Source organism: Modestobacter sp. VKM Ac-2982 (assembly GCF_026967935.1).
In the GTDB taxonomy this organism is placed as follows: Bacteria; Actinomycetota; Actinomycetes; order Mycobacteriales; family Geodermatophilaceae; genus Modestobacter.
Window position 1 is genome coordinate 564347 of record NZ_JAPVBL010000004.1, and the last position, 22313, is coordinate 586659.

At 73.6% G+C, this 22313-nt stretch carries 22 protein-coding genes; 12 read left to right on the plus strand and 10 right to left on the minus strand.

From position 1 onward, the window contains the following. The first annotated feature begins 340 nt into the window (after nucleotides 1–340). Entirely contained in the window at nucleotides 341–1234 is an 894-nt protein-coding gene (gene rfbF / locus O2W20_RS17265; protein ID WP_269173955.1) for a glucose-1-phosphate cytidylyltransferase, read from the plus strand. 8 nt (nucleotides 1235–1242) lie between these two features. On the opposite strand, the gene O2W20_RS17270 is transcribed toward rfbF, so the two are convergent. Beyond that, nucleotides 1243–1476: a hypothetical protein gene (locus O2W20_RS17270; RefSeq protein ID WP_269173956.1), complete on the minus strand. Its 234-nt coding sequence runs from the start codon at nucleotides 1474–1476 to the stop codon at nucleotides 1243–1245. A gap of 174 nt (nucleotides 1477–1650) precedes the next feature. Beyond that, nucleotides 1651–2223 carry a hypothetical protein gene (locus tag O2W20_RS17275; RefSeq protein ID WP_269173957.1) on the minus strand — a complete coding sequence of 191 codons (573 nt, stop codon included), beginning with the start codon at nucleotides 2221–2223 and terminating at the stop codon, nucleotides 1651–1653. Nucleotides 2224–2316: 93 nt separating this feature from the next. Between O2W20_RS17275 and O2W20_RS17280 the strand changes: the two genes are divergently transcribed. Beyond that, nucleotides 2317–4737 (plus strand): MMPL family transporter, encoded by a 2421-nt coding sequence (locus O2W20_RS17280; protein ID WP_269173958.1) that lies wholly within the window; start codon nucleotides 2317–2319, stop codon nucleotides 4735–4737. Then, on the plus strand, nucleotides 4734–5552 hold the full coding sequence (locus O2W20_RS17285) for an LmeA family phospholipid-binding protein (RefSeq protein WP_269173959.1): 819 nt from the start codon (nucleotides 4734–4736) through the stop codon (nucleotides 5550–5552). The genes O2W20_RS17280 and O2W20_RS17285 overlap by 4 nt, the downstream gene beginning before the upstream one ends. A 13-nt stretch (nucleotides 5553–5565) precedes the next feature. Here O2W20_RS17285 and O2W20_RS17290 read toward each other — a convergent pair whose 3' ends face one another. After that, nucleotides 5566–6411 (minus strand): mechanosensitive ion channel family protein, encoded by an 846-nt coding sequence (locus O2W20_RS17290; protein WP_269173960.1) that lies wholly within the window; start codon nucleotides 6409–6411, stop codon nucleotides 5566–5568. Nucleotides 6412–6560: 149 nt separating this feature from the next. Here O2W20_RS17290 and O2W20_RS17295 point away from each other — a divergent pair, with 149 nt between their 5' ends. From O2W20_RS17295 to O2W20_RS17310, 4 genes are all read left to right on the plus strand, one after another. Further along, a complete protein-coding gene (locus O2W20_RS17295) occupies nucleotides 6561–7037 on the plus strand; it encodes a hypothetical protein (protein ID WP_269173961.1) in 477 nt (158 codons plus the stop codon). An 809-nt stretch (nucleotides 7038–7846) separates the two neighbouring features. Continuing rightward, entirely contained in the window at nucleotides 7847–9079 is a 1233-nt protein-coding gene (locus O2W20_RS17300; protein ID WP_269185518.1) for a nuclease-related domain-containing protein, read from the plus strand. Nucleotides 9080–9313: 234 nt separating this feature from the next. Beyond that, nucleotides 9314–9556, plus strand: a complete 243-nt coding sequence (locus tag O2W20_RS17305; protein WP_269173963.1) for a hypothetical protein — start codon at nucleotides 9314–9316, stop codon at nucleotides 9554–9556. Beyond that, nucleotides 9553–10422, plus strand: a complete 870-nt coding sequence (locus O2W20_RS17310) for a tyrosine-type recombinase/integrase (RefSeq protein ID WP_269173964.1) — start codon at nucleotides 9553–9555, stop codon at nucleotides 10420–10422. The genes O2W20_RS17305 and O2W20_RS17310 overlap by 4 nt, the downstream gene beginning before the upstream one ends. Nucleotides 10423–10452: 30 nt before the next feature. Here the strand turns inward: O2W20_RS17310 and ychF are convergent, their stop codons facing one another. Beyond that, on the minus strand, nucleotides 10453–11526 hold the full coding sequence (gene ychF, locus O2W20_RS17315) for a redox-regulated ATPase YchF (protein ID WP_269173965.1): 1074 nt from the start codon (nucleotides 11524–11526) through the stop codon (nucleotides 10453–10455). 55 nt (nucleotides 11527–11581) lie between these two features. On the opposite strand from ychF, the gene O2W20_RS17320 reads away from it, so the two are divergent. After that, nucleotides 11582–11941 (plus strand): cupin domain-containing protein, encoded by a 360-nt coding sequence (locus tag O2W20_RS17320; RefSeq protein WP_269173966.1) that lies wholly within the window; start codon nucleotides 11582–11584, stop codon nucleotides 11939–11941. A 26-nt stretch (nucleotides 11942–11967) separates the two neighbouring features. On the opposite strand, the gene O2W20_RS17325 is transcribed toward O2W20_RS17320, so the two are convergent. The 5 genes from O2W20_RS17325 to O2W20_RS17345 form a co-directional block, all read right to left on the minus strand. Then, nucleotides 11968–13167: an HNH endonuclease signature motif containing protein gene (locus tag O2W20_RS17325; RefSeq protein WP_269173967.1), complete on the minus strand. Its 1200-nt coding sequence runs from the start codon at nucleotides 13165–13167 to the stop codon at nucleotides 11968–11970. Nucleotides 13168–13301: 134 nt separating this feature from the next. Further along, nucleotides 13302–13940: a response regulator gene (locus tag O2W20_RS17330; RefSeq protein ID WP_269173968.1), complete on the minus strand. Its 639-nt coding sequence runs from the start codon at nucleotides 13938–13940 to the stop codon at nucleotides 13302–13304. Next, nucleotides 13937–15181, minus strand: a complete 1245-nt coding sequence (locus O2W20_RS17335) for a sensor histidine kinase (RefSeq protein ID WP_269173969.1) — start codon at nucleotides 15179–15181, stop codon at nucleotides 13937–13939. The genes O2W20_RS17330 and O2W20_RS17335 overlap by 4 nt, the downstream gene beginning before the upstream one ends. Continuing rightward, the gene (locus O2W20_RS17340; RefSeq protein WP_269173970.1) at nucleotides 15178–16002 is read right to left on the minus strand and encodes an ABC transporter permease; all 825 of its coding nucleotides are present in this window, start codon (nucleotides 16000–16002) and stop codon (nucleotides 15178–15180) included. The genes O2W20_RS17335 and O2W20_RS17340 overlap by 4 nt, the downstream gene beginning before the upstream one ends. Then, entirely contained in the window at nucleotides 15999–16901 is a 903-nt protein-coding gene (locus tag O2W20_RS17345; protein WP_269173971.1) for an ABC transporter ATP-binding protein, read from the minus strand. The genes O2W20_RS17340 and O2W20_RS17345 overlap by 4 nt, the downstream gene beginning before the upstream one ends. Nucleotides 16902–17042: 141 nt before the next feature. On the opposite strand from O2W20_RS17345, the gene O2W20_RS17350 reads away from it, so the two are divergent. Genes O2W20_RS17350 through O2W20_RS17360 form a run of 3 tightly spaced genes read left to right on the plus strand, consistent with a single transcriptional unit; the run spans nucleotide 17043 to nucleotide 20260 of the window. Further along, nucleotides 17043–18545 carry an Ada metal-binding domain-containing protein gene (locus tag O2W20_RS17350; protein WP_269173972.1) on the plus strand — a complete coding sequence of 501 codons (1503 nt, stop codon included), beginning with the start codon at nucleotides 17043–17045 and terminating at the stop codon, nucleotides 18543–18545. After that, nucleotides 18542–19081: a methylated-DNA--[protein]-cysteine S-methyltransferase gene (locus tag O2W20_RS17355; protein WP_269173973.1), complete on the plus strand. Its 540-nt coding sequence runs from the start codon at nucleotides 18542–18544 to the stop codon at nucleotides 19079–19081. Before O2W20_RS17350 ends, O2W20_RS17355 begins: the two co-directional genes overlap by 4 nt. Nucleotides 19082–19129: 48 nt before the next feature. After that, complete coding sequence (locus tag O2W20_RS17360) at nucleotides 19130–20260, plus strand: DNA recombination protein RmuC (protein WP_269173974.1); 1131 nt, start codon at nucleotides 19130–19132, stop codon at nucleotides 20258–20260. Nucleotides 20261–20290: 30 nt separating this feature from the next. On the opposite strand, the gene O2W20_RS17365 is transcribed toward O2W20_RS17360, so the two are convergent. Next, complete coding sequence (locus O2W20_RS17365; protein WP_269173975.1) at nucleotides 20291–21283, minus strand: YihY/virulence factor BrkB family protein; 993 nt, start codon at nucleotides 21281–21283, stop codon at nucleotides 20291–20293. Between the two features lie 409 nt (nucleotides 21284–21692). Here O2W20_RS17365 and O2W20_RS17370 point away from each other — a divergent pair, with 409 nt between their 5' ends. Further along, complete coding sequence (locus O2W20_RS17370; RefSeq protein WP_269173976.1) at nucleotides 21693–22262, plus strand: DUF6542 domain-containing protein; 570 nt, start codon at nucleotides 21693–21695, stop codon at nucleotides 22260–22262. Nucleotides 22263–22313 lie beyond the last annotated feature (51 nt).

The window sequence follows — 22313 nt, forward strand, 5'->3', positions numbered from 1 at the left end:
GGTGAGGCCGCGGGGAGCGCTGCGGGACGTCCGCTGAGGCAGGCGGCAAGGGGGCCGCGCCGGGGTCTCCTCACTATGACACCGGCTGCGGGAGCGCCCACCGGACTCGCGGGTCGGGTGGTCCCGGCGGTGCACCCGTGACGGTGGGGGTGGATGAGGACCGACGCGCGGCGTCGACGGCGGAGCAGCGGGGCCGGGACCGGGCCGCCGGATACGTTGCCCCGGCTGGGGGCGGAGCGCCCCCACGGCGGGTGCGTGCGGCGGTCCGCCGGCGCCCTGCTCGGGGCCCTGGTCGGGCCCTGATCGGGGCTGCGGCCCTCCCGACGAGAGGTGAGGCGTGATGAAGGTCGTTCTGCTCGCTGGTGGACTCGGTACCCGACTGCGTGAGGAGACCGAGTTCCGCCCCAAGCCGATGGTCGAGGTCGGCGGCAAGCCGATCCTGTGGCACCTGATGAAGTACTTCTCGACCTTCGGCCACACCGACTTCGTGATCTGCGCCGGCTACAAGGGCGAGCACATCAAGCAGTACTTCCTGAACTACGCAGCACACAACAACGACTTCACCGTCACGCTGGGCCGGCCCGACGAGATCACCTTCCACGACGCCCACCAGGAGAGCGACTGGACGGTGACCGTCGCCGACACCGGCCCCACGACGTTGACCGCCGGACGGGTGGAGCGCATCGAGAAGCACGTGCGCGGGGAGCGGTTTCTGGTCACCTACGGCGACGGCCTGGCCGACATCGACCTGGCGGCGCTCCTCGCCTTCCACGAGGGCCACGGTCGCCAGGCCACGCTGACCACGGTCCGGCCCACCTCGCGCTTCGGCCTCGTCGACGCCGACGAGGACGGCGTGGTCACCCGGTTCCGGGAGAAGCCGCAGTCCGACGGCTGGGTCAACGTGGGCTTCTTCGTCTTCGAGCCCAGCGTCTTCGACCACTTGCGGGACAGCGACCACCTCATGCTGGAGCACGAGCCGCTGGAGGCGATCGCCCGCGACCGCCAGCTGGCCACGTACCGGCACGACGGCTTCTGGCAGCCGATGGACACCTCCCGGGAGCACGTGCTGCTCAACGAGCTGTGGAACGCCGGCAACGCACCGTGGGCGGTCTGGGACCGTCCGGCCGCCGTCGCCCCGGCTCCGGTGACCGACGGGGACCCGGCCGGTCTCGGGTCGATCCCCGCGCCGCGGCCCAGCGACCAGGATCGGGGCCTCGTCGTCGGTCCGAGGTGACCGCCGGGTCAGTCCCGGAGCGGGGCGATGCAGCAGCCGTCGCAGGGATGGACGCCGGAGACGCCGCCGACCGACTGGAGGAACACGACGTCGTCGGGGTCCGGGTGACCGACGCCGTGCGGGCAGGTGCGGCCGTAGTGCCCGCGCTGCGGGTCCCAGACCAGCGGCCACTCCCGCATGTGGTGACCGCTGGGCTCGGGGAACGGGAAGTCCCGCCGCGGCGGGGGCGCACCGTCGTCCATGTCCGGCGCCCTCCCGACTGGTGCGCTCGCATCGGTGCCGGGTGAGGTCCGCAGTGGCATGCCGCCAGCCTCACCGGGCTCGTCGGCACGCCGCTGTGCTGCAGGTGTGCCCTGCCTGTGGGTGCCGGGCGGGTGCGGTCCGCCGTCCGGACGCCGAGCCGCCAGTGTCCCGGATCAGCTCGGCGGTGCCACAGTGGTGGGGGCCGGCGGGGCCGGCGGGGCCGGCGGGGCCGGCTCACCCGGCGGCGTCCCGGTGGGCGTCCCGGGAGGTGCCCCGGTGGGCGTCCCTGACGGTGTGGCCTCCTGCACCTCGCTGACGACCTGACAGCCGGCGATGTCGGCGCTCAGCCGCCCCTGCAGGGGCTGCAGCCGCCGGACCACCTCGTCCAGCCGGGCGGCGTTGAACTCGCTGACCGCCTCACCCAGGTCGTCGATGACGGCGACGACGTCCTGTGCCCCGTTGACGGCCCGCAGGCAGGCGGCGTTGACGACCACCTCGGCGGTCTCCCCCGTCGCCGGGGCATCCGGCAGCGGGACGGCGTCGTCGGTCGCGGGGGCGTCCTGGGCGGCGATCGGGACCGGCGCCGACCCCTCGCTCAGCAGGCCGACGACGAGCCCCCCGACGAAGAGCCCGACCACGAACGTGGCCGCGGCCAGCCACCAGCGCACCGCACGGCCGGCGCCCGTCCCGGAGGCCGGGGGCCTGCTCGCGGGATCGACGTCAGGATCGGTCTCGGGATCGGCCATGGTCGTCCTCTCACCGTCGAGCGCAGGCGCACAACCGCCGGTAGCCTACGGCTGCTCAGCTCAATCGGTAGGACCGCGAGGCTGGAGGCCCCGGTGCCAGCCACGGCCGTGACGCGAGGCCTCTCCGGGCTGACCCGTGCCGCCCGGTGGGCGACCCGACCGGCCCGGTACGCGACCCGACGGGCCGCCCGCGCCTACCGGGACGCCGTCGTCAAGGCTCGCTGGTTCGTGGTGGCAGGCTGGCTGCTGCTGACCGTGGTGGTGTCGTTGTTCCTCCCCACGGCCGGAGGGGGCGGCGGGGCCGACATCGGCAACCTGCTCCCCGAGGACAGCCCGGCGGCGGCCGTCCAGGACCGGTCCCTCGAGCTGTTCGACGTGCCGGTGCTCTCCCAGGTCTCCGTGGTGGTGCACGACCCCGACGGCCTCAGCGTCCTCACCCAGGCCGACGTGGCGCTCTGGGCAGCCACCCACACCCAGGCGTACCTGGACGGCACCGTGCCACCCGGGCGCGGGCAGATCGTCGCCGCCGTCCCGCTGCCCACGTCGACGCCGGAGACCGCGGTCACCTACCTGTACGTCTCCAACTACACGTCGCTGGAGCGGACCAGGGACCTCGCCCGCGAGTACGCCGCCCACTTCCACAACCAGAGCTCCGTGCAGACCTACGTCACCGGGGTGGTCCCGGCCCAGGTCGCGCAGGCCGACTACCTCGAAGCGCGGTTGCACCTGTTCGAGGTCGCGACCCTGGTGCTGATCGCCACCGTCGTCGGGCTCACCTTCCGCTCGGTCGTGGCGCCCTTCGTCGTGCTGCTGGCCGCCGGGCTGGGCTACCTGGTCGCGATCCGCAGCCTCGGGGTGCTCGCTGCCTCCCTCGGCTTCGCGCTCCCCGACCAGTTGCAGCCGCTGATCGCCGCACTGCTGATCGGGGTGGTCACCGACTACTGCGTGCTGTTCTTCGCCGGCCTGCGACAGCAGCTGGACCGGGGGCTCCCGCGGCTGGAGGCGACCCGGCGGGCGGTGCGCACCAACGCGCCGATCATCGCCGTCGCCGGGATCACGGTCGCAGCCGGCACCGCGGCCCTGCTGGCCGCGGACTTCCAGCTGTTCCAGGCGTTCGGGCCGGCGCTGTCGCTGACCGTCGTCATCGGGGTGTTGGTGTCGCTGACCCTGGTGCCGGCGCTGATGGCGATCCTGGGCGAGCGGCTCTTCGGGCTGGGGACCCTGCACACCTCACGCCGCCCCCCGAGTCGCCGAGGGAACGGCTGGTTGCTCCGGATCGTCGTCGACCGGCGCGGCGCGGCGGTGGCGGCACTGCTGGCCACCGGTGTGCTCGTCCTCGCCGCGGCGCCGCTGCTGCAGATGCGCCTGGACCTGTCCTTCACCTCAGGGCTGCCGGCCGACGACCCGGTGAGCCGGGGCGCGGCGGTGCTCGAGGACTCCGGGATCCGGGGCGTCATCGCCCCCACCGAGGTGATCATCGAGGGTGACGCGGTCATCGAGCAGCGGCCGGCGCTGGAACGGCTGCAGGCGGCCATCGAGGCCCAGCCGGGGGTGGCCGAGGTGCTCGGCCCGGCCCAGAACCCGCTACCCGAGGGCTACGGCGTCGTCTTCTCCCCCGAGGGCGACGCCGCGCGTTTCGTGGTGATCCTGGACAGCGACCCGCTGGCCGCACCGGCGATCAGCGACCTGCGCCAGCTCAGCGACGAGCTGGACACCCTGGCCACGCAGGCCGGGCTGGAGGGCGCCGAGGTGGCGGTGACCGGGCAGACCGCGATCGCCGGTGAGCTCGCCGCGATCACCCGGGAGAACCTCCGGACCACGCTGACCGCGGTGCTGCTGGTGGAGCTGCTGATCCTGATCGTCTACCTGCGCGCGCTCTGCGCCCCGCTCGTGCTGATGGCCTGCAGCGCACTAGGCGTCGCGGCGGCGCTCGGGCTGAGCGTCCTGCTCTTCCAGGTGGTGCTCGGCGACCCCGGGCTGGCCTTCTACGTCCCGTTCGCGACCGCCGTGCTGCTGCTGGCGCTGGGGTCGGACTACAACGTGTTCGCCGTCGGCTCCATCTGGGAGGCGGCCGCACGACATCCGCTGAGCAAGGCGATCATGCTGGCGATGCCGAGCACCTCCCGGGCGATCAGCGCAGCCGGGCTCATCCTCGCCGCCACGTTCGGGATGGTGGCGATCATCCCGCTGCAGACGTTCCGGCAGGTGGCGTTCACCATGGCCGCCGGTCTGCTCATCGACACGTTCCTGATCCGTCCGGTGCTCACCCCGGCCGTGCTCACCCTGCTGGGCCGGGCGGCCAGCTGGCCCAGCCGGCGGGTGCGCACCGAGTCGGTGCCGGTCGACGAACTGCGCCGCACCGGCGTCGTGGGAGCCCGGAGCGGAGGCCCGGAGGTCCTGCAGGACGAGTCACTGGAGGACGAGGTACGGGAGGAGGCGGCGCGGGAGGACGCGACACGCGAGGACGGGGCACGGGAGAGCCAGCCGGCGGGGTCGGAGGTGGGCGGACGGTGACCGGTGGTGGCGAACCTGCCCACGACGGCTGGGTGGGCTCGGACGGCGGCGGGGCGACCGCCCACCAGGCCACCCGCCAGGCCAGCCGGCCACGACCTCGGCCGGCCCGGCGGACCGTGGCCCTGGGCGTCTCCGTGGTGCTGGGCACGCTGCTGTTGCTGTGGGGGGCCGACCGGCTGGCCAGGTGGGCGGCCGAGTCCCTGCTGGCGCGCGACATCCAGCAGGCGACCGGCGTCTCCACGCGCCCGTCGGTGCAGGTGAACGGTGCGTTCTTCCTGCTCCAGGCGGTGCAGGGCCGCTACGACGACGTGGCGGTCGCCGTCCGCGAGGTGACGTCGGGGCCGATGTCGATCGACCGGGTGGAGGCCCGGCTCAGCGGCGTGCACGTCTCCTTCCACGACCTCCTCGTCCAGGACCCGGCGGCGGTGTGGATCGAGCGGTCGGTCGGGGAGGCGTTCCTGGGCTACGACGACCTGAACCGATACCTGGAGGTCACCGGGCGCCCGGTGACGGTCGGCGCGGCGCCCGGCGAGGAGGTCCGGCTGACCGGGACGGTCGACCTCCTCGGCCAGTCCGTCTCCGCCTCCGCCCTGGCACAGCTGTCCCCCGAGGACGGGGCGCTGTCCATCGCCCCCGCCGCCCTGGACACCGAGATCGACCTCGAGGAGGCCAGCCGGCTGCTGCTCGGCCAGCGCTTCTCGCTGCGGGTGCCGCTGGACCCGTTGCCCTTCGGCCAGGAGCTGACCGCGATCGAGGGCGTCGACGACGGTCTGGTGCTGCGCGCCCGGGGCACGAACGTCGTCATCCGGCCCTGACGCAGGGCCCCGGTCAGTCCTGCTCCCCCGACCAGAGGACCCGCTGGGGGAACGGGATGGTCATGCCGGCCTGGTCCAGCGCGGACTTCACGGAGATGGCGACACCGCTGCGCACCCGCCAGCGGCTGGCGATGTCCGCGGGGTGCCAGTACCGCACCGCGAGGTTGATCGAGGAGTCGCCGAACTCCTCCACCCAGACCTCCGGGGCGGGGGCGTCCGCGACGCCGTCGGCGGCCGCGCACGCCTGCAGCAGCACCTCCCGGGCCCGGGTCAGGTCGGTGTCGTAGGCCAGCCCGACCGTGAGCGACGTCCGGCTCAGCGGGGTGCGGGTGTAGTTGATGATCGGGTTCTTCAGCACCTCGGCGTTGGGCAGGTAGACGATCAGGCCGTCGTAGGTCTGCAGCACCGTCGTCCGGAGGTTGACGTCGGTGACGACGCCCTCGAAGTCGCCGCTGGCGACCTGGTCGCCCAGCCGCAGGGGACGGCGGATCTGCAGCATCACCCCGGCGATCAGGTTCTGCAGCATGTCCTGGGCCGCGAACGCGATGGCGATGCCGCCCACGCCGAGTGCACCGAGCAGCGGGCCGATCTGCACACCGAGCAGGCCCAGTGCGTAGACGACACCGAGGGCGACCGCGAGCAACCCGAGGAACCGGCCGGCGACGAGCCCGACGTGCCGGTTCCCGTCGCGGTCGACGGCCCGGACCAGCAGCCGCCGCAGCAGCACCGCGAGCAGGATGGAGGCGAGGAAGACCGCCAGCGCCTGGAAGACCTCGCTGACCGCGATGTCGTCCTCGACGACGACGTCGACGTCCTCGACCGCGGCCAGGACGTCGGTGAGGTGCAGAGCGACCGGCATGCCGGGATGATGCTCCAGGAGGCCGGGGACCAGTCAGGCGCGTCGCCGGAGACCCTCGGGCCGGGCCGCAGGTGGCCGGCAGGTCACGCTGACGTGACACTTTCCCGACACCGGGCGCGGTGTGATGCAGATCACATTACGCTCCCGGTATGGCCACTACTCCGACACGCACCCGCCGCCTGGCGTCCGGCCTCGCCGCCGCCGGCCTGCTGCTCGTCCCGCTCTCCGCATGCTCCGACGAGCCCGTGGACGACGCCACGACTGCGCTGGACACCGCGATCGAGACCCCCGCCGAGGAGGAGACGAGCGAGCCGACGATGACGGAGGACTCCGCCACCGAGACCGATGCCATGGCGACCGAGACCGGCGGCGCCATGGCCACGGAGTCCGGCGTGGAGTGCTCGGGGAGCTCCTGCGTGGTCACGCTCTCCGGCGACGGCACCGAGGTCGAGGTCCTCGGCCAGACGGTCACCCTCGGGCAGGTTGAGAACGGTGAGGCCACCGTCGGCATCGCCGGCCAGGAGGTCTCCTGCAGCGAGGGCGAGACCGTGTCGGCCGGGCCGCTGAGCCTCGAGTGCACGACCGTCACGCCCGAGAACGTCGTGATGACCGCGACCCTGGGCTGACCGGGCACTCTCGCAGCGGCACCCCCGTCGGAGGCGGGCGGGGGCCGACCTCGGGTCGGCCCCCGTCCGGCGCGGAGACGTTCAGGCCACGGTGATGCCGGTCAGGTCGGCGAGCTCGGCGGCCGAGACGGCGACCCCCTCCTCTCCGGCGAACAGCTCCAGCTCGGCGATCAGCCCGGCCACGACGTGCAGCACGACGTGCACATCCGGGTGCACTGGAGTCCTGCTCCAGGCGTCGACCTGGACGTGGTCAGACCGGTCGACCTCTGAGAGCTGGCGCGTGCGAGCCTCCGCCACGGGCGGCCCTTCGCTGAGCAACCGGACCGACGAACACCCGCACCGGCAGCTGGCCGTGACGGCGGCAGTGTTCAGTTGGCGCTGCAGCACCGGGTCACCGACGGCGCCGACCAGCGTCTCGAGCAGCCGACGCTCCGCTGCGGACAGGTCGCGCGGGCTCTGAAGGTCCTGCCACACCGGCTGGCCCACGTCCACCGGCACAGCATGGCGCGTGGAGGTCGGCCAGTCGCCTGTTTTCGTGCGTCCCCGACCTGCGGCGCCGCGTGAGATCAGACGTTGACGCGGAACGTTGACGGGGTGAGTGACCTTGCATGACTGACGCTGAGGATGGCCGCTGACCAGCGGCTATCCCGTTGGTCGCCGTTGGAGCTGAACGACCGAAATCGGGTGTCTTGCGGACTTCTTGCGGACTGGCTGCGGACCGGCCCACACCTTGGTGACCGCGAGCGTGGGGCGATCCGAGGTCGTCGGCGAGCGCGCGGGGGCCGAGGCCACGCGCGTGTACCACCCCGTTGAGCTACGAACTGGTGCAGGCCCTTAGCAACCGCAGGGGCATCGCGAACACTTCGCTCATGGAGACCCGGCTGGCGCCGACGGTGATGACGGCCGGCTCGAACTGTCACCGATGCTCGTCGCCGGTCGCGACTGGCGACCTCGCGTGGCAGGCCACCGCCGGACAGGACAACCGCGGCTGCCTCTGCCTGGCATGTGCACGTCCCCTCGCCACAGGCCGTCCCGGCGCGTCGGCGGAGTTGGAGGCGATGCGCCGAATGCGGACGGAACCGATCGTCAAGCCAGCCCGGCCGGCGCCGCCGCGCATCGCCGTGCGCACCGCGGCGCCCGGACAGGCGCGCACCTCCCCGGTGGCCCTGCGGCCCGGGAGGAGCACGGCGCCCAACGTGCGACGGTGGCGTAAGCGGTTGGCGCTGAGCTTCCTGACGGTCTTCGTTACCGCACCACTAACTGCAGCCGGCCCGGTCGGGCAGGTGCTCGCGGCGCTCATTGGCTTTCCCGCAGTCGCTCTGTTCTGGGTGTCCGTCATCGGGCTACCAGTCGCAGTCATTCGTACCCGCTGGAGCTCACGCCGAGAACCGGCATTGGACCGGCAGCCGGCCCGCTCGTCGACGTTGGCGGCCGCTGCCGCGACCCCGCGCCCCGGCGCCTCCATGGGTGGACAGGCGCGTGTGGCCGGCGCCGAAGACAACTGGGTCAAAGGCGTTCGCGGTGAACAAGCCGTCGGGGCTGCCCTAGACAGCACCGGTCTGTCGGTGTTGCACGACCGGCGCCTCCGCGCCGGCTCTGCCGCCAACATCGACCACCTGATCGTGGCCGCCGACGCCGTCTATGTCGTTGACGCCAAGAACCTCGCCGGCTCCCTGACAACGACCGGCGACCAGTTGCGCGTCGGCGGTCGTGACCGCGGCAAGCTGCTCGATGGGGTGCAACGTCAGGCCGAGGAGGTGGCGGCGGCACTGAGCCGCCTGGGAGTCACCGCTCCGGTGCGGCCGGTGCTGTGCCTGACCGGTGCCGCTCGACCAGCCGGGATTCAACTGGCCTCCGGCGTTCTCCTCACCACGCCCGAGACCGTGGCCCCGATGGTCACGCTGCCCGGCCTGCTCGACATCGATGACCGGGCCCGAATCGCCGACCTGCTCGCCTGGGCATTTCCCCCCGCCGTTGAGAGAGCCATGCCGGTCATTTCGCTAGGCGCCCCGGAGGTCGGCGTTCTCCCATCCGCGTCGTGACGGTCGCCTCGGGAGGGACCGCACACGCCGAGCCGCAAGCCGCCGCCGCGGCACATGGTCGAATGGTCGAATCTCAGTCGAAGCAGCATGCCCGCGAATCAATCTTGACTCGCTTGCTCGCTTTGGTAGAGGGGCAGCCGGTGAGTCCACAGATCGGCGGTCCGGCCATGGCACAGCGTCGGTCGCTCGCGGCAGGCTGACCTCCGAGCAGGGGCTGAGCAGCCGAGGAGAGACATGGCGAGCATCGCGCGGCGACCCGACGGCACGTACCGCCCGCGGTACCGCGACGCCGACGGCGAGGAGCACGCCCGGCACTTCAAGCGGAAGGCCGACGCGCAGCGCTGGCTCGACGACCCCACCGCCGCCGTCGTCACCGGCACCTACGTCGACCCCAAGGCCGGCCGGATCACCCTCTCGGCGTTCTACGCCGTCTGGGCCGCTCGCCAGGTGTGGGCCCCGGCACCGAGCTGGCGATGAGCCTCGCCGTCCGGACGGCCACCTTCGCCAATGTCGAGCTGCGGTTGCTCCGGCGCTCGCGCGTCGAGTCGTGGGTCAAGCAGATGACCGCGGCCGGTCTGGCTTCGGGCACCGTGCACACCCGGGTGCAGAACGTACGGAGCGTCCCGCGCGGCGCCGTCCGGGACCGGGTGATCGCCACCGACCCCAGCGACGGGGTGACACTCCCCCGCCGCCGGCGCCGCGAGCACGCCATGAACATCCCCACGCCGCCCCAGGTCGGCGCCCTGCTCACGGCCGCAGACGAGCGGTTCGCCGCCTTCGTTGCCGTCTGCGCGTTCGGTGGCCTCCGGCTCGGCGAGGCGGCTGCGCTTCAGGTCGGCGACGTCGACTTCCTCCGCCGCCGGGTGGTCGTCAGCCGCCAGGTGCAGCGCGGACCCAACGGCACGGCCGAGCTGCGGGCACCCAAACACCGCTCAGAACGGACGGTCGTCGTCCCCGACAGGCTGCTCACCCTCATCGCCGGGCACGTCGAGCGGCACCTGACCGCCGGCGGACCGGACCGCTGGCTCTTCCCCACCCCGACCGGCACGCCGCCGCACCAGAACACCGTCGGCCACCAGTGGCGCAAGGCGCTCTCAGCGGCCGGGCTGACCGGCTTGCGGTTACACGACCTCCGGCACTTCTTCGCCTCCGGCCTCATCGCCTCCGGCTGCGATGTGGTCACCGTCCAGCGCGCCCTCGGGCACGCCTCGGCGACCACCACGTTGAACACCTACGGACACCTGTGGCCCGACGCGGACGACCGCACACGCGCCGCCACGGACGGCCTGATGTCCGCAGCACTGGACGATCCTGCGAGCTCTCTGCGGACCGGAAGCCCCTAGCAGGCTATTGACCTGCGGGTTCAGTTCAAGTCAGACGTTGAACCGGAACTCCACGACGTCGCCGTCGGCCATGACGTAGTCCTTGCCCTCGATCCGCACCCAGCCCTTGGACTTGGCCTCGGCCATCGAGCCGGCCTCCATCAGCTGGTCGAAGCCGACGACCTCGGCCTTGATGAAGCCGCGCTGGAAGTCGGTGTGGATGACGCCGGCCGCCTCGGGGGCGGTGGCGCCGACCGGGATCGTCCAGGCCCGCGACTCCTTGGGCCCGGCGGTCAGGTAGGTCTGCAGGCCCAGCGTGCGGAACCCGACGGAGGCCAGCTGGTCCAGGCCCGGCTCGTCCTGGCCGATGGAGGCCAGCAGCTCGGCGGCCTCCTCGTCGGGCAGCTCGATCAGCTCGGACTCGGTCTGCGCGTCGAGGAAGATCGCCTCGGCCGGGGCGACCAGCGCCCGCAGCTCGTCGAGCACCTCGGTGTTCGCGAGTTCGTCGGCGTCGACGTTGAAGACGTACAGGAACGGCTTGGTCGTCAGCAGGGTCAGCTCGCGCAGCGGCTCCGGGTCGACACCGGCGGCGAACAGCGTCTTGCCGCTGTTGAGCACCTCCTGCGCGGCGACGGCGGCGTCGTGCAGGACCTTGCGGTCCTTGTCCTTGCGCGACTCCTTCTCCAGCCGCGGGACAGCCTTCTCCAGCGTCTGCATGTCGGCGAGGATCAGCTCGGTGTTGATCGTCTCGATGTCGTCGGACGGGGAGACCTTGCCCTCGACGTGCACCACGTCAGGGTCGGTGAACACCCGGATCACCTGACAGATCGCATCACTCTCGCGGATGTTGGCCAGGAACTTGTTGCCCAGGCCCTGACCCTCGCTGGCGCCGCGCACGATGCCGGCGATGTCCACGAAGGACACCGTGGCCGGGATGATCTTCTGCGAGCCGAAGACCTCGGCCAGCCTCGCCAGCCGCGGGTCGGGCACGCCAACCACGCCGACGTTCGGCTCGATCGTCGCGAACGGGTAGTTCGCGGCGAGCACGTCGTTCTTGGTCAGGGCGTTGAAGAGGGTCGACTTGCCGACGTTGGGCAGGCCGACGATCCCGATGGTGAGACTCACGGAGAGCCAGCTTACGGGCCGTTGACGTACTCCCCCGGTGGGCGAGGATGGCCAGATGCCCGAACCCGTCGATCTCGCCGCCGTCCTCAGCACCGTCGACCAGCCGTGGTCGCCCCGCACCGTGGCCGTGTTGAACGACTACGACCTGCGCGTCGTGCACACCCGCGGCGAGTTCACCCGGCACAGCCACCCGGAGACCGACGAGGTGTTCCTCGTCCTCTCCGGCTCGCTCACCATCCGAATGGACGACGGCGACGTCACCCTCGGCGCGGGCCAGCTGTACGTCGTGCCGAAGGGCACCCCGCACCAGCCGTACAGCCCGGACGGCGCCCAGGTGCTGCTGGTCGAGCCGAGCGCGACGGTCAACACCGGCGACACCCCCAGCGAGCTGACCGCCGAGCGCGGGGTCGTCTGAGCGCAGGGTCGTCTGAGCGCAGGCCGCTACAGCGGTGGTCCGATGAGGATCTCGGTGTCGTCGGGGCGGTAGGTGCGCCATCGTCCGCCGGGATCGCGTTCGACCCGGAAGCCGTGGTGGACCTTGGTGTGGTGCCGTTCGCACAACAGGGCTGAGTTCTGCAGCGCCGTCTCTCCACCGTGCAGCCAGTGGATGAGGTGGTGCACGTCGCACCACCATGACGGGGCGCCGCATCCGGCGAACACGCAGGACTTGTCCCGCCGCTCCACCGCCTTGCGCAGGCCCGGGGTGACCACCCGGTGATCTCTCCCGAGATCCAGCGGCACGCCATCGGGCCCCATCACGATCCGGGAGATGCTGCCGTCACAGGCCAGGTAACGGGCCCGCGCCGCAGAGATCATCGCCCCGAACCCCATCTCCGCAGCACCGGAACCGGTCGCCGGGTCGACCAGGTCCTCCAGGTCGATGCCCACCACCACATGCGGCTTCACCGTCCGCAGGATCGGCAGGTTCCCCGACGCCAGCTGGTTGTCACACAGCTGCACGAAGGCATCGCCGTTCTGCTGGGCGCGGGTGCGGTCATCGCCCTTGGGGCGGTCGGCCTGCACGATCGACTCGATCGCCGCCTGCGCCTTCTCCCCACCGACGGCATCCAGCTCGAAGCGGCCGGTGACGGTCCCGTCGGCGTGCTTGACCATCGTCAACCGCCGGCCCTCCGTCGGGTCCGGCTCCGGGCCATCGGGATCGAGGGCGTCGTCGAAGGCCTGCACCGCGGCGGCCAGCGACTCGTGCGGGGACTCCGTGGCCACCCGCGCCCACACCTGGTCGAAGGCACCCAGGTCGATGCCCTGCTCCTCGGCCTGCGCGACCTCACCGGCGCCGATCTTCTCCGCCACCACGTTCACCTGCGCCGCCGTGATCTCACCGCCGGCGAACCCGGCCGCCAGCGCCGGGAAGTACTCCAGCACCCGCCCCGACCGCACGACCCGCGACGCCTCCGTCTGCGACAACCGGGGATGACCGATCAGCCACGACCGCATGCTCTTTAGCCCGTCGCGCTCGGCGGCCTGCGTGGTCTCCGCCCGGCGCACCGTGCGGGTCAACTCCGCCGCGACCCGATTGCCGAGCTGCACCAGCATCGTCGTCCGGTCCAGCACCTGCGCATCGGACAGCAGGTGCAGATCGTCGGCCGCCAAGGCGTCCAGAGCTGACTGCACCTCGCTCACGAACACCTCCCGACGCATTCGAACGTGTGTACGAATGCTATCGCCCGAGGGGTGCCTCCACAACCCGAATCCGCAGGTCAGACGCTTGTCCACAGATGCCCGCAGCACCTTGACAGGGCAACTGGGAGCCTCGGTCAGCCAGCCGATCCGGGTCCCGGCAGCAGGCCGCGCTCGACGGCCACCAGGACCGCCCGGGTGCGGTCGTCGACCCCGAGCTTGGCGAACACCCGGAGCAGGTGCGTCTTCACCGTCGCCTCACCGATGAACAGCTCCCGGCCGATGTCGGCGTTGGTCAGCCCGCGCGCCACCCCGGACAGCACCTGAAGCTCCCGGGCCGTCGGCGTCTCGACCGCCGGCGCCCGCATCCGTGAGACAAGCCGGGCCGCGACCGGTGGCGCCAGCACCGTCTCCCCGCGGGCGGCAGCACGCACCGCGTCGGCAAGCTGCGGCAGCGGGGTGTCCTTGAGCAGGTAGCCGGTCGCCCCGGCCTCGACCGCGCGCACGATGTCGGCGTCGGTGTCGTAGGTGGTCAGCACCAGCACCCGCACGCCGGGGTGCGCGGCCGCGATCCGGCCGGTGGCCGTCACGCCGTCCATCCGGGGCATCCGCAGGTCCATCAGGACGACGTCCGGCTCGTGCTCGGCGACCGCCGCGAGCGCCGCCAGCCCGTCGCCGGCCTCGGCCACCACCTCCAGGTCCGGCTGGGCGGCCAGCCAGCCGACGAGCCCGCCACGCACGACGGGGTGGTCGTCCACCACCACGATAGTGATCACCGCGCCGGCACCCGCACCGTCACCCGGGTGCCCGCACCCGGCGCCGAGACGACCTCGACGCCACCGCCCACCTGCTCGGCCCGGTCCCGCAGCCCGGCCAGCCCCACCCCGGCCGCCGCCTCCGGCTCGAAGCCCACCCCGTCGTCCTCGACGTGCACCGACACCTGCGCTGCCTCCCCCGTCCCCACCCGGCTGACCCGCAGCACCACCGCGCTGGCCGCGGCGTGCCGGCGCACGTTGGCCAGCGCCTCCTGCGCGCCCCGCAGCAGCACGATCTCCTCCGCCCGGGTCAGACCCGCGTCGTCGGCGAGCGCAGCGGTGTCCAGCCGCGTCGCCAGGCCGGTCTCCCGGCCGAACCGCTCGGCGAGCCGCGCCAACGCCTCGACCAGCGTCGCCGAGTCCAGCGCCACCGGGGCGAAGGCGGCGACCATCGCCCGGGCCTCCGCCAGGTTCTCCCGGGCGACCTCCTCGATCAGCGCCACCCGCTCCCCCGCCGCGCCCGGGTCACCGGGCAGCTGCCCGGCGGCGGTCTGGGCCAGGACGACGATGCTCGTGTAGCCCTGCGCCAGGGTGTCGTGCACCTCGCGGGCCCACCGCTCCCGCTCCGCGGCGACGCCCTGTTCGCGGTGCGCCGCGGCGAGCTCGGCGCGGGTCGCCTCCAGCTCCCGGATCAGCAGCGCCCGCTCGCGGCTCTGCTCCAGCACCCGGGTGACCCACAGGCCCATCGCCACGCTGAAGGCCGCCCCGACCAGGGTCTGTCCCGGCCCGGACATCGGCTCGGTGCCCTCTGACCAGTGCACCAGCGGGCCCAGGGTGGCCGCGATGGTCAGCGCGCCGGTCCAGCACAGCCCCACGACGGCGGACTCCGCCAGGAACCAGACCTGCGGGAACGCCAGGAACATCAGGAAGAGCAGCTCGGGGAACTCCCAGGCGAGCACCCCGACCACCCCGACGAGCACCGCCAGGTAGGCGGTGGCCCGGCGCTGGTCGCGGCTGCTGACGGCGGGCGCGCCGAGCGTCGCGTAGGCCACCAGCAGCACGCCGAGGGCGCTGAGCAGCACCGCCCGGGAGCCGACGTCGCTCAGCAACGTGTCCAGGACCGCCAGCGTGAGGAACAGCCCGAAGGCGACGTGCAGCACCAGCACGGTGACCCGCCACCCCCGTTCGGACAGCGGCGGTCCGCCGTCGTCCCCACCGGGCGTGGGGACGACGGCGGACCGGAGCCGGGAACCGACGGTCATCCGTCCGCCCGGCGCCAGCGGAACGTGCGCACGCACACCATGACGCCGATGATCACCCATGCCACCAGCACCAGGGCCGTCCTCCCGTGCTCCCACCCGCCGGCGACCTCGAACCCGGCCGCCTGCTCGGGCAGGAACGCCGAGCGCATCCCCTGGGTCAGCCACTTCAGCGGGAACACCGCGGCGACCTGCTGCATCCAGCCCGGCAGCTCGGGGAAGGCGAAGAACACCCCGGAGAAGAACTGCAGCACGATCGCGAACGCCGAGACCGACGTGGTCACCGAACTGGCGCTGCCCGGCAGCGCCGAGACCGCGATGCCCAGCACCGTGCCGGACAGCGCCCCCAGCGCCGCCACCCAGCCGAACGTCAGCCAGTGCCCCAGGTCCACCGGCAACGGCACGTCGTAGCCGTAGCGGGCCACCGGGAGCAGCAACGCCAGCTGCGCCGCCGTCGTCACCAGCACCTGCCCGGCCTTGCCGGCGAAGTACGCCGCGGGCGGGGTGCCCAGCAGCTGCAGCCGCTCCAGCTGGCCGGCCTCACGTTCGGCGGCGATCGCCGTCCCGACGGCCTGGAAGCTGGTCAGCATGATGCCGGTGGCCGCGATCCCGGCCAGGAAGTACTGCGGGAACGGCACCCCACCGGGCAGCACGTCACCACCGAGCACCGAGCCGAAGACGACCATCATCACGACCGGGTAGGCGAAGGAGAACACCACCTGCTGGCGCTCCCGGGCGAACAGCCGCAGCTCCACGCCGACCCGGGCCAGCGCGATGCGGGCGGTCGAGGGCGGGGCCGGGCGGGTGGTGGTCAGGACGGTCATCGGGGGTCTCCTCCGGGGGCGCCGACGAGGGCGAGGTAGACGTCCTCCAGGTCGGGGCGGGTCACGGTCAGGCCGGGAACCTCGCCGTGCGGGGAGGCGGCGAGCAGGTCGCGCAGGACGGCGGCGGGGGTCTCGGTGGGCACCGCGCGCCAGCCGCCGTCCTCCCGCCAGCGCACCGTGGCCTGCCGGCGCAGCGGCGCACCGAGCTCGGCCGGCGGGGCGACCTCCACCAGCCGGCCGCCGGCGATGACGCCGACCCGGTCGGCCAACTCGGCGGCCTCGTCCAGGTAGTGGGTGGTCAGCAGCACCGTCGTCCCACCGGCCCGCAGGTCGCGGACGAGCTGCCAGAACTGCCGCCGGGCCACCGGGTCCATCCCGGTGGTCGGTTCGTCGAGGAAGACCAGCTCCGGCCGGCCCTGCACCCCGAGGGCGACGGCGAGCCGGCGTCGCTGGCCGCCGGAGAGGCGAGCCACCCGGGTCTCGGCCTTCTCCTCCAGGCCGACCGCCGCGAGCAGCTCGTCGGTGGGCCGCGGCGTGGACGTGTAGTGCGCGAAGTGGTCGAGGGTCTCCCGCACGCTGAGCGCCTGGCCGGCGCCCTCGCCCTGGCTCACCACCCCGATCCGGGCCCGCCAGGCACGACCCGCGGTGGCCGGGTCCTCCCCCAGCACCGCGACCTCGCCGGCGTCGCGCCGCCGGACGCCCTCGAGCACCTCGATCGTCGTGGTCTTGCCCGCGCCGTTGGGCCCGAGCAGCGCGAAGCACTCCCCGCGCCGCACCTCGAGGTCCAGTCCGTCGAGGACGGCCTTCCCTCCGTAGCTCTTCCGCAGCCCGCGGACCAGGACGGCGGCGGTGTCCCCGCCGGTCGTGGTCGGCAGGGGTGCTGCCTCCGTCGTCGTCATGACCTGAGCCTGTCGCCGCGCCCGGCCCGCCGGGACCACCGGAGCGTGGGTCCGCCGTCCACCGATCGGTGGACCGTAGTGCCTCACCGCCGTGTCCGAAAGTCGCCAGTCGACCCCGCCGGACGGTGCCATGCTCGTGACATGACCGAGGTGCTGGAACGCGGACGGCTCGACGTGGAGCACTGCTACCGCGCCGTCACCAGCCGCGACCCGCGCTTCGACGGGTGGTTCGTCACCGCCGTCCACACCACCGGCATCTACTGCCGCCCGTCCTGCCCGGCGCGCACGCCGCTGGAGCGCAATGTCTCGTTCCACACCACTGCGGCCTCGGCCCAGGCGGCCGGCTTCCGAGCCTGCCGCCGCTGCCGCCCGGACGCCGTCCCCGGGTCGCCGGAGTGGGACGTGCGCGCCGACGTCGTCGCCCGGGCGATGCGGCTGATCGCCGACGGGGAGGTCGAGCGCGGCGGCGTCGGCGGGCTGGCCGCGCGCCTGGGCTACTCCGAGCGCCAGCTGCACCGGCTGCTCACCACCGAGCTCGGCGTCGGCCCGCTGGCACTGGCCCGCGCGCAGCGCGCACAGACCGCGCGGCTGCTGATCGAGACCACGCTGCTGCCGATGGCCGACGTCGCGTTCGCGGCCGGGTTCGCCAGCATCCGGCAGTTCAACGACACGGTGCGGTCGGTGTTCGGGACGACGCCCTCCGCCCTCCGCCCGGCCACCCCGCGCAGCGACGGCGGCGCCCCCGGCTGGCTGACCCTGCGGCTGGCCGCCCGCGCGCCGTTCGCCGCCGACGAGGTGCTGCTCTTCCTCGGCGCGCACGCCACCCCGGGGCTGGAGGAGTGGGACGGGACGACGTTCTCCCGGGTCCTCGACCTGCCGCACGGCCCCGCCGTCGTCCGGCTCTTCCCCGCCCCCGACGGCGGCCCCGCGGTGCTCGCCCGGCTGCGGCTGACCGAGCTGCGGGACCTCGGCGTCGCCGTCTCCCGGTGCCGGCGGCTGCTGGACCTGGACGCCGACCCGGCCGCCGTGGACGCGCTGCTCGGCGCCGACCCGGCGCTCGCCCCGCTGGTGACCGGCGCCCCCGGACGGCGGGTGCCGGCCGCCCCCGACGCGGAGGAGCTGGCGGTGCGCGCGGTGCTGGGGCAGCAGGTGTCGGTGGCCGGCGCCCGGACGCTCACCGCCCGGGTGGTCACCGCGGCGGGCCGGCCGCTCGCCGAACCGGTCGGCACCCTCACCCACGCCTTCCCGCGCGCCGACGCCCTCGTCGACGTCGACCTCTCCGCGGTCGGGCTGACCGGCGCCCGCCGGCGCACCGTGCACACCCTGGCCGCGGCGCTGGCCGAGGGCAGCGTCGCCCTCGATCCCGGCGCCGACCGCGACGAGGCCCGCCGCCGGCTGCTGGCACTGCCCGGCATCGGCCCGTGGACCGCGGCGCTCGTCGGGCTGCGCGGGCTGGCCGACCCCGACGTCTGGCTGCCCGGCGACCTGGCGCTGCGGCGCAGCCTGACCGCCCTGGGCAGCTCCGACGCCGACGCCGCGGCCCGCTGGCGGCCGTGGCGCTCCTACGCCGTCATGCACCTGTGGGCGCTGGCCGTCCCCTCCCTGTTCACCCGCGGCACCACTCCCGATCGGAGCCCGTCATGACCACCGCAGCTGCCCGCTACGCGACCACGGCCACCCCACCCGGCCCGTTCACCGTGCTGGTCACCACGGGCCAGGACGGCACGGACGTCGTGCTCGCCAGCGGCTGGACCGACGACGTCGGCGAGCTGCTGCCGGTCGTGCACCGCGCGCTGCGGCCGACCTGGGTGGAGCGGGCCGACGCACTGCCGGTGCTCGACGTCGTGGCCGCGTTCACCGCCGGGGACGTGACCGCGATCGACCCGGTGCCGGTGCGCCAGCGCTCCGGACCGTTCCTCACCGACGCCTGGGAGGTGCTGCGCACCGTGCCCGCCGGGCAGCCGGACACCTACGCCTCCTTCGCCGAGCGCTGCGGCCGCCCGTCGGCCGTCCGGGCCGCGGCAGGGGCGTGCGCGCGGAACGCCGCCGCGCTGTTCGTCCCCTGTCACCGGGTGCTGTCCACGGGCGGCGGCCTGGGCGGCTTCCGCTGGGGCACGCCGGTGAAGCGCTGGCTGCTGGACCACGAGGCGGCCCACGCCCCCGTCCCCACCCGGGCATAGGAGGCTCTTCACCCGGTTCCGAGCCGCAGACCGGGTGAAGAGCCTCCTGTGCCTGACACCTGGGGCGCCTCACCGGAACTGTCGGACCGGTCCGGCAACCTGGACGGCATGGACGCCGCCTCCCTGCTCGTCGGGCTCCTCATCGGTGCGCTCCTGGCCGCCGCCGTCACCCTCGGGCTGGTGGCCGTCCGCGGGCGGGCCGGTGCCGCGCCGGAGGCCCTCGAGCCGGTGCACGAGTCGCTGGACCACCTGCACCGGCTGCTGGCCGGCATCGAGCGCGACCGGGCCACCGCCCACGGTGAGCTGCGGGAACAGGTGGGCACCATCGGCCAGACCTCGGCCCTGCTCCGCCAGGAGACCGCCGCCCTGGTCACCGCGCTGCGCACCCCGCACGTGCGCGGCCGGTGGGGCGAACTGCAGCTGCGCCGGGTCGTGGAGGTGGCCGGGCTGCTGGAGCACTGCGACTTCGTCGAGCAGCCCTCCGGCACCACCGACCAGGGCTCGGGCGTGCGCCCCGACCTGGTCGTCACCCTGGCCGACGGACGGCAGGTGGTCGTCGACGCGAAGGTGCCGTTCACCGGGTACATCGAGGCGGTCCAGGCCACCGACCCGGCGGTGCGCGCCCAGCGGGTCGCCGACCACGCCCGGCAGCTCCGGGCCCACGTCGACGTCCTCGCCGCGCGCCGTTACCCGAGTGCGTTCGGCACCGCGGCGCCCTTCACCGTGCTCTTCGTCCCCGCCGACGGCTTCCTCACCACGGCCCTGGAGGCGGAGCCGGCACTGCTGGAGCACGGCTTCGGCCGCGACGTCATCATCGCGACCCCGAGCACGCTGCTGGCCCTGCTCCGCACGGTCGCCTACTCCTGGCGGCAGGAGCGGTTGGCGCACGACGCCGCCGCCGTGCTCGAGGCCGGGCGCACGGTGCACGCCCGGTTGAGCACCCTGTCCGGTCACCTGACCCGCCTCGGCTCGGCCCTGGGCTCGGCGCTGACCCGGTACAACGAGACGGTCGGGTCCTACGAGCGCTCGGTGCTGGTGGCCACCCGCCGGTTCGACGACCTCGGCGTCGCCGCGGCGCCGGTACCGACCCCGGCGCCGGTCGAGGGCACGGTGCGCGCCCTGCGGCCGCCGACGCAGGAGCTGCCCGAGATCGGCGAACGCGACGGCACCACGGGCTGATCCGACCGCTCCCCGCCGGACCGCGGTCGGTCAGGTGGTCGCGCCCGCAGTGGTCGATCCACTCGAACGGGAGTCCGCTGCGGGCGCACCGGTCCGGGCCGGCCGCCCCTCGGCCGTCCGGATGGCGGCCAGCTCGAGTTCGGCGGAGACGGCGAAGGCCAGGAAGATCGCCGCGGAGGTCAGCTGCGCCCAGAAGAGCAGGGCGATGACACCGGTCAGTGGCCCGTAGGCCGAGCCCAGCTCGCCGATCAGGTCCAGCGCACCCGCCAGCAGCAGGGTGAGCCCGGTCCAGAGCACCAGGGCGAGGACGCTGCCCAGCACCAGCATCGACCAGCCGGGCTGCCGGCGATGCGGGGCCCGGCGCAGCATCAGGGTGATCGCGGCGAGCAGGAGCCCGACGGCGATCGGGCCGACCACCAGCACGACGCCCTCCTCCTCGACGCCGTACACGTCGTCCATCGCCTCGGCCGCGGCGACGAGCGTGGTCACCAACAACGAACCCACCAGCAGGGGCACCCCGGCCAGGCCGGCCAGCAACAGCGCTCGGCGGTACTTCGCGACGGTGGGCCGGTCCCGCTGGATGCCGTAGATCCGGTTGGCCCCGCGCTCCAGCTGGCCCATCGCGGTGGCCATCGCGAGCGTCGCGGCGGCCAGCCCCAGCACCGTGGCGAGCACGATCCCGTCCGGCTCGCCGCTCCACGGCGACAGCACCCGCCGGACCATCGCGTCGGAGGCGCTGGGCGAGAGCTGCAGGACCGTCCGGTCGACCAGCAACCGCACGGACGGCGTCTCGAGCAGGTTGCTCAACCCGATCGCGGCGATCAACAGCGGCACCGCGGCCAGCGACAACTGCAGCCCGAGCGCCCGGGCGTGGGAGAAGCCGTCGCCGTAGCGGAAGCGGGACCACGAGGCGCGCCACAGCTCGGTCACCCGGCAGCTGCGCAGGACCGCCCACGCGTCGCGGGCGGTCAGCCGCTCGTCGTCCCGCGCGGCGACCTCGGGGACCAAGCTGACCGAGCTCATGCAGGCAAGTCCTCCTGGACTGTGTTCATCGACGGACACGGTGCCCGCACAGCCGGCGACGCCACACCGGCAGGCCAGCCTGACGTCCTTCCCCCGGCCGGCGCGCGCCCATGCCGGCGCGTCGGGATCGTCACCGAACCGCGATCTCCCGCTCCGGACCGGCCGGCCAGGTGGCCTGGGGGCACCCGTGGGACGGCTGGGGCTCCCGTGCCCAGAATGCGCCACCTCGGCGGTGCGACACCGGCGAGTTCTGGTCCGCCACTCCCGGCCGGGTCCGGCGTTCACTCAGGTCGGGCCGATACCGTGGCCCGACCGGTGGGGTGGCCTGGGCCCTCCATCGCCGACGAGGAGGTGCACCATCGCTCCGGTCACTGTCGATGCCCGAGTTCGAGACAGGCGGGAGGACGCCGTGCGTGCAGAACGCAGCGACGCCGGCCGGGCCGCAGAACGCGGCTACCCGTCGCCACGGGCCGCCGGGGGGGCCGTCTCCGGCCGTCCCGCCGAGCGTGCCCCGCGCCCGCCCGAGCGTCGAGCGCCCGACCCCCGTGGCGCCGGCCGCCCGCCGGTCGACGCTCCCGGCGACGGGCGTCGGCGCGGGTCCTCGGCCAGCAGCGCGCGTGCCGCGAGCACCGGGATCCGGGGAGCTCTGGCGATCGCCGGCGTCTTCCTGGTCACCCTGGTCGCCGCGGCGGCGGACTCCTACATCGGTCTCGGCCTCGGCACGATCACCCTGGTGGCGCTCACCGTCGGGACCATCGGCGCCGCCCTGGTCACCCGGCGAGGTGACCTGCTGAGCGTCCTGGTCGCCCCGCCCCTGGTCTTCGTCGCGGTGGCCCTGCTGAACATCGGTCTGGCGCCGTCGGCCAGCCTGAACCTCCCCACGCTGGCGACGCTGCTCGTGCGCGGCTTCCCGGCGATGGGCCTGGCCACCGGCGCCGCGCTGGTGATCACGCTGGGCCGGCTGGCCGCCCGCCGCTGACCGACCTCGGACGCAGGACGGGCCGGCACCCCCGCGGGGGTGCCGGCCCGT

Bases quoted from the DNA above. Each gene is read 5' to 3' on its own strand.
- rfbF (WP_269173955.1), top strand. From the start codon at position 341: ATGAAGGTCGTTCTGCTCGCTGGTGGACTCGGTACCCGACTGCGTGAG.
- O2W20_RS17270 (WP_269173956.1), bottom strand. From the start codon at position 1,476: ATGGACGACGGTGCGCCCCCGCCGCGGCGGGACTTCCCGTTCCCCGAG.
- O2W20_RS17275 (WP_269173957.1), bottom strand. From the start codon at position 2,223: ATGGCCGATCCCGAGACCGATCCTGACGTCGATCCCGCGAGCAGGCCC.
- O2W20_RS17290 (WP_269173960.1), bottom strand. From the start codon at position 6,411: ATGCCGGTCGCTCTGCACCTCACCGACGTCCTGGCCGCGGTCGAGGAC.
- O2W20_RS17295 (WP_269173961.1), top strand. From the start codon at position 6,561: ATGGCCACTACTCCGACACGCACCCGCCGCCTGGCGTCCGGCCTCGCC.
- O2W20_RS17305 (WP_269173963.1), top strand. From the start codon at position 9,314: ATGGCGAGCATCGCGCGGCGACCCGACGGCACGTACCGCCCGCGGTAC.
- O2W20_RS17310 (WP_269173964.1), top strand. From the start codon at position 9,553: ATGAGCCTCGCCGTCCGGACGGCCACCTTCGCCAATGTCGAGCTGCGG.
- O2W20_RS17320 (WP_269173966.1), top strand. From the start codon at position 11,582: ATGCCCGAACCCGTCGATCTCGCCGCCGTCCTCAGCACCGTCGACCAG.
- O2W20_RS17335 (WP_269173969.1), bottom strand. From the start codon at position 15,181: ATGACCGTCGGTTCCCGGCTCCGGTCCGCCGTCGTCCCCACGCCCGGT.
- O2W20_RS17340 (WP_269173970.1), bottom strand. From the start codon at position 16,002: ATGACCGTCCTGACCACCACCCGCCCGGCCCCGCCCTCGACCGCCCGC.
- O2W20_RS17345 (WP_269173971.1), bottom strand. From the start codon at position 16,901: ATGACGACGACGGAGGCAGCACCCCTGCCGACCACGACCGGCGGGGAC.
- O2W20_RS17350 (WP_269173972.1), top strand. From the start codon at position 17,043: ATGACCGAGGTGCTGGAACGCGGACGGCTCGACGTGGAGCACTGCTAC.
- O2W20_RS17355 (WP_269173973.1), top strand. From the start codon at position 18,542: ATGACCACCGCAGCTGCCCGCTACGCGACCACGGCCACCCCACCCGGC.
- O2W20_RS17365 (WP_269173975.1), bottom strand. From the start codon at position 21,283: ATGAGCTCGGTCAGCTTGGTCCCCGAGGTCGCCGCGCGGGACGACGAG.